Annotated in this window: 4 protein-coding genes; 1 reads left to right on the forward strand and 3 read right to left on the reverse strand. The window is 68.7% G+C overall.

Going from position 1 to position 6,361, the window contains the following annotated elements:
• The first annotated feature begins 140 nt into the window (after positions 1-140).
• Complete coding sequence (locus tag MKK69_RS18040; protein ID WP_243970051.1) at positions 141-1,439, forward strand: aspartate aminotransferase family protein; 1,299 nt, start codon at positions 141-143, stop codon at positions 1,437-1,439.
• 18 nt (positions 1,440-1,457) lie between these two features.
• Here MKK69_RS18040 and MKK69_RS18045 read toward each other — a convergent pair whose 3' ends face one another.
• The 3 genes from MKK69_RS18045 to MKK69_RS18055 form a co-directional block, all read right to left on the reverse strand.
• Positions 1,458-3,650 (reverse strand): N,N-dimethylformamidase beta subunit family domain-containing protein, encoded by a 2,193-nt coding sequence (locus MKK69_RS18045; RefSeq protein ID WP_243970053.1) that lies wholly within the window; start codon positions 3,648-3,650, stop codon positions 1,458-1,460.
• A gap of 25 nt (positions 3,651-3,675) precedes the next feature.
• Complete coding sequence (locus tag MKK69_RS18050; protein ID WP_243970060.1) at positions 3,676-5,253, reverse strand: ABC transporter substrate-binding protein; 1,578 nt, start codon at positions 5,251-5,253, stop codon at positions 3,676-3,678.
• A gap of 215 nt (positions 5,254-5,468) precedes the next feature.
• On the reverse strand, positions 5,469-6,361 hold an 893-nt coding region (locus MKK69_RS18055; protein ID WP_243970055.1), incomplete at its 5' end, for an MFS transporter.

Genomic DNA, 6,361 nt, shown 5'->3' on the forward strand with positions numbered 1-6,361 from the left:
CATTCGGGCGCATGACCATTCAGCCGAGGTAGGCAAGCCCTCGCCTTGGCACGAACCCTGCGCACGTGTTCTCACGATGTCGGCCTCCTGATGCGACAGTGCAGCCAGGCAGCGACGTCGATAGCCCCGGAGAGTGCAGGTTGAACACGCCGACCAACGCTGAGGAGCAGTCGCTCGTCCAGATCGCGCGACGCGTCCTGCCGGGGGGCAACTTCGGCAACATGGCCGGAGAGATCGTCGTGCGCTCAGGCCGTGGCGGACGCGTGTGGGACGTCAGCGGGAACGAGTACATTGACTACCTGCTCGGGTCGGGGCCGATGCTCGTCGGACACGCCCACCCAGCCGTGAACGCCGCCGTGTTGGAACAAGTCGAACGCGGCTCGACCTTCTTCGTCAACAACGAACCCGGCATCCGGCTCGCGGCCGAGATCGTCGAAGCGCTGCCCTGCGCCGAGCAGGTCCGCTTTGTCTCCACCGGGACCGAAGCCGACGCCTACGCCATGCGGCTCGCCCGCGCCCATCGGCGACGGCCCAAGATCCTTAAGTTCGAGGGCGGCTACCACGGCATGAGCGACTGGGCCCTGATGAGCCTGTGGTCCGCACGTGAGAACAACACTGGGCGCGCCGTCGCCGACACAGCCGGCATTCCGCCCGGCCTGCTCGACGAGATGTTGGTGTGTCCATTTAACGACCTCGCAGCGGCGCGCGAGATGATCCACGCCCACCACGACGCGATCGCTGGCGTGATCGTGGAGCCGATGCAGCGTCTGATCCCGCCCGCGCCCGGCTTCCTACAGGGCCTGCGCGACCTCACTACCGAGTACGGAATCGTGCTGATTTTTGATGAGGTCGTGACCGGCTTCCGCCTCTCCTACGGCGGAGGCCAGACCTACTACGGCGTCACGCCCGACCTGTGCACGCTGGGCAAGGTGATCGGCGGCGGCTACCCGCTTGCGGCGATCGCTGGCCGAGCCGAGATCATGGCGCACTTCGACCGCGAGCGGGTCGAGCCGGAAGGCTTCACGCCGCAGATCGGTACGCTCAGCGGCAACCCCATCGCTGCCGCGGCGGGGCTGGCCGCCCTGGCGCTCCTGAAGCAGCCGGGAGCGTACGAGCACCTGTTCGCGACAGGGCGTGCCATCTGGGCCAGCGTTGAGGCGGCGCTGCGTGAGGCGGGGCACGCCATCACGATGGTGGGCGAGCCGCCGATGTTCGACGCGCTGTTCACGACGTCGCGGGTGACGGATCATCGAGGCATGGCAGGGGCAGATGCCGTGCGCGCACGGCAGCTCAACGGCCTGTTGCGGGCGGGTGGAATCCTGAAGGGCGACGGTAAGATGTACGTCTCACTCGCCCACGACGAACGGGATGTGGCCGACACGCGCGCGGCCTACCGCGCGGCCGCAGCGCGTCTGGACGAGGCCGACGCCGTCCCGTGAAATTTCTTGTTGCGCCCCTCAAGGCTCGTCGCGCGAGAAGCGCCGGACCACGTTCTCCAGCAGCCGCGAGATTTGGCCCTGGAACGCACCCGCGTGCCAGAGGCTACCGCAGAACGTGATTGAACCAACCGACAGCACCGCCCCCCCGGACGGGGTCTCGAAGTAGACGATCTCGCCCCGCTTGAGCTCCTCAGGCTCCTCGCCCGAGATGGTCGAAACGTGCGTGAGCATCTCCTCCGGCACGGTCACGAACGAGCTCGGCGGGTCCTCCGACACCGCGAGGATCACCGCGTCCTCCGGGGTGCCGAGGTCGTGGTCGGCCCGGTCGAGCTCGAACCCCGCCGCCCCGCCGCCGGACAGGCCGTACCCGCCGATCGTCTCACCCTCGACCCCCTCGAAAATCCAGGCGTGCGCGGCCTCGTACGAGGCCGGCAGCCGGCGGTAGTGGGTGCCCTCGAACAATCCCTGGCCCGAGAAGCCGACGCCGACCAGCGACTGCGGCGGCCGACGGTTGCGCCGCCATAAGCCGCCCAGCGCGCCGTCGAAGGCGTTGTGGTACTCGCCGGGCTCGGCCTCCCAGGCCCGGATCCCACCCTCAGCGCGCCGGATCTCGATCACGCCTGGCATGTCGGGATGGCGGGCGATGCGCCAGTAGAAGCCGTTGCCCCCGAGGTACACGAGGCGGCCGCCGCTGCCCGTGTAGGCCGCCAGCGCGTCGAGCGTGCCCGGGGTGTGATATTCCGGGTGCGAACCTGTCAGGACCGTCCGATAGGGCCGGATAAGGTCGGGGCCCTCGTCGTCGAGGTCCTCGTCGGTGACGATGTCGAACGGGAAGTCCTTGGCGGTGAGCCATGCGAGGAGGTGCGTGTCGGCGGGGTAATGCCGCAGGCCGGAGCCCTTTGAGTCATCGAAGGTCAGGTAGTCCGGCCGCATCGTCAGGATCGGCCGAAGGCGGGACGAGAAGGCGATGCCGCTGCCGTCGGCGTGGCGGTTGTAGGTCGAGCGGCCGTAGACCGGGAAGTCGTCCGGGTTGTAGGGTGAGGCTCCCCAGGCGGCGGCCCGCGCGCGGAGCCTGTCGTCGAAGTTGCCGCGCGCATGGTTGGCATAGGCCTGGTAGGTGAAGGTTGAGGCCAGGAACGCGATCGGCGCCCGCGGGCCGTCCCGGCGCGGCAGGACGTAGAACGGCAGGCGGTCCTCCCCACCAGCACAGGTCAGCCGCAGGGCGTAGGCGCCGCTCGGCAGGTCGGGAATCGTCAGCTCGAAGTCGGGCTCCCACCGACAATCATCAAGGTCGTCGTCGTGGAAGTGGATGGCAGCGTAGTCGTTGGGCGCGTGGCGGAAGCAGGTCTCGCGCCCGCTCCAGAACGCCCCGACCACGCCGCGGGTGGGTAGGTTAATGGCGCGGCCGTGACGCTCCTGGGGCCCGGTGTCGATGAGCCCGGTCCCGCCGATGTCCTGCGCAAAGTCCCAGAGAGCGAGTGGCGTGACGTCTTCGGGGAGGCGGCCAGGGTCGAGCCAGTCGGCCACATGACCATCTAAAATCGCCGGTGCCTCGATCTTGCCGGTGAAGTGCCGCGCCGGCTCCGCTGCCCGCTCAGCCGCGAACAGCACAGGCCCCCCGGCGGGAAGCGCGAGCCCGGCATCGTCGGCGCGCCGGATGATTGGTTCGCCGCCATCGAGCGCCCGCTGCCCGAGGGTGAGCGCGCCGGTCCGCGGGTCGGCGGCGAGCCAGATCCGGTACCAGCGCCGCCGCTGGATCGGGACATCCGCGGCGAGATCGACGCGGCCGCCCGCCCACCGCATCGAAGCGGTCGCGCCCGCTCGGCCGAACGAGAGGACGACTGCATGATCGTCGTCCTCCTCGGAGAGGACGGCGCGCGTGTCACCCTGCCGAGCCACCCAGACGACGGCGGTCCACGTACAGGGCGCGGACGCATCCCGGTCCGGTCCGGCCGGCACCAGCCCGTATGACCCGGACCGGATCGGCTGTCGGCGTCCGGGCACGGTCCGGTCAAAGAAGGTGGACAGATCCTCGATGTGAAGGCCCGGACCGTCCGGGTTCGGGTCGCCAGAGACGATCCGCTCCAGCTGCGCTCGGTATGAACCCCCGTCACGCAGGCTGACGTGGACCAAGAGCGTGTCGCCGGGCCGCCCGGAGAAGCGGGACAGGTAGCCCGTAACGGGTAGTTCAGCCGGCGCCACGTCGCTCATTCCGTCACCCTTCGGTCCCGCCGCGTCACGCCTTGCGGACGTTGTAAAACAGCGGGAAACCCTTCATCAGCCCGGTCACGGTGCCGCGCCGCGCGGTCGGCTGGAAGAAAATCCCGAGCGGCAGGTAGGGCACCTCCTCAAAGGCCTGCTCCTGCAGCCGACGGCAGATCGCTAGTTGCGCGGTTTGGTCGGTGGTCGTGAGGTACTCGTCCCGCATTGCCTCCAACGCCGTGCTGGTCGGCCAGCCGTATATGCCTTTGGTGCCGATGCCGCGGATGAACTTGTTGTCGGCCGGGGTGATCGTGCTGACCGCGGTCGTGAAGGTGCACATGGCGCTCCACCCGCCTGCCTCGACGGGCTGCGTTGAACCCCAGCGCTGCGCCATGGTGCCCCAATCCAACGCCTGGTAGTCGACGTTGAGGCCGATGCGCCGGAACATGTCGGCCGTCACTTCGCTCATCGCGTTGATGCTGGCAAAGTCGGTCGGCGCCATGAATACCACGCGCTCACCCCGGTAGCCCGACGCCTGCACGGCGGCTTTGGCCTTGGCGAGGTCCGGCGTCCTGGATAGGCGCTCCATCCCCGCGTCGTTGGTCATCGGCCCCGGGGTCATGTAGCCGATGCCGTCCCGCCACATCTTCGGGTCGTCGCCCGCAACCGCCGTCATCACGTCCGCTTGGCTGAGCCCCATCAGCAGGGCCCGGCGTAAGGCGGGGTTGTTGAACGGCGGCTGGAGGTGGTTGACGCGCATCAGGCCGAGGAAACCCGCCTCGTCCTGCACCTCGGTGCGCAGGTCGCGGTCGCGGGCGAGCGACGCGACGAGGTCGGGGATTGGCTGCTCCCACCAGTCGATCTCGCCGGTCTGCAGCGCGGCGGCGGCGGTAGCGGCGTCCGGGATCGTGCGCCACTCCACGCGATCAAGGTGAGCGACCTTCGGACCCGCGAGGAAGCTTGGGGTCCCATCCTCGCGCGGAACATACGCAGCGAACCGCTCGTAGACGTTCCGCGCGCCTGGCACTCGCTCGGCGGCGAGAAACTTGAATGGTCCGCTGCCGATCACCTCGGGGACTGGCTTGAACGGGTCCAGCTTCGCCAAGCGCTCTGGCATGATGCAGGGCATGTTGGTGTTGGCCTTGCCGAGCACGTCGGGCAGGGTTGGGAAGGGCCGCTTGAGGCGGATCTGCACCTCATCGTCGGTTGGCGCCGTCATCTCGTCGATAGCGGCTATCAGGTCGAAGCCGTAGAGATCGCGTGAGCCCCAACGCTTGAGACTCGCGACGACGTCGCGCCCGCGCACTGGCTCTCCATCGTGAAAACGCAGTCCGTCGCGCAGGGTCAGCCGCCAGAGCAGTCCGTCCTGCTCGACGACGTGGCCGGCGACCATCTGCGGACGTGCCACGTAGGCGTCGTCGACCCCGTACAGGGTGTCGAAGACCATGAAGCCGTGGTTGCGCGTGACGAAGGCGGTGGTGACGATCGGGTCAAGGAGGGCGAGGTCGGCCTGCGGGACGAAGCGGAGCACGCGGTCCTTTCCAGCAGCCCGGACGACTGCGGGCATCGCGAGGCCCGCGCCGGCGAGTTGGAGGAACCTACGCCGCCGCATCCCCATGATCATGATCTGCCTCGTTCGCGCTTACGCGAGCGCTCAACAAGAAGCATGCCGATCAGCCGCCAAGCCCGCAAAACCCGAACGGCGCTGCCAGACCTGATCTCGACGCTACCCTGGGCATCGGCTTCGCGTCGCCGAATGGATGTCTCCAACTGGCCGAAAGCCGCAGGTCCGCTTCGGAGAAGGTTCGCTACAAAAGCGGACGCCATTCACGGCTCGACCGCCACGGGTGTCGTCGGTTTCACGTGCGGCTCGGATCGGTTCGGCGTCGCCGAGAGTGTCGGGCGTCCGAGCAGGATGACGGCGACCGAGGCCGTCGCGGTCACGCCGGCGAGCGGCAGCAGCGCCAGGGGCCAGCTTCCAGTCGCATCCTTGATCGCCCCCGTCGCCCAGCTCGTGAAGAAGCTCGCTCCGGTGCCAACTGCGTTGATCTGAGCGATCCCCGCGACCGCCGCGCGCGTGGACAGCCACTCGGTCGTGAGTGCCCAGAAGGGGCCGCGCGACGCCGAGACGCCGAACAGGGCGAGGCACAGCAACAGCACGGTCGGGGCCAATCCGTGCAGGACGAGGCAGAGGCATAAGCCCAGCGTCGTTAGTGCGGTCGGGACGGCCGTGTGCCAGACGCGCTCGTCGCGCTGGTCAGAACTCCGGCCGCCCGCGTACATCGCTAGCGCGGCGACCGCGAACGGGATCGCGTTCACGAGGCCGACCTCCGTCGTCGAGAGTCCGAACGACTTCAGGAATTGCGGTTGCCACAACGATAGGCCGGCGTTGGCGGTGGCTTGGCCCGCGTAGATCAACGACAGCACCAGGACGGTGCGGTCGCCCATCACCGCCCAGACGGTGGTCTTCTCGATGCTGGTCCGTGCGGCCGCGTCGGCAGCGAGGCGGCTCGCGAGCCAGTCCTTGTGCTCCGGCTCGAGCCAGCCTGCCTGCGCCGGCGTGTCAGTCAGCCAGACGAGGCCGACGAGGCCGATCACCACGGCGGGCATCGCCTCGACGATGAACAGCCACTGCCAGCCCGAGAGGCCGAGCCAGCCGTCAAACCCGAGCAGCGCCGCCGAGATGGGCGAGCCGACGATGCCGGCCACGGGGCTTGCGA

It is taken from the genome of Methylobacterium sp. J-026 (genome assembly GCF_022829585.1).
Classification (GTDB): Bacteria; Pseudomonadota; Alphaproteobacteria; order Rhizobiales; family Beijerinckiaceae; genus Methylobacterium.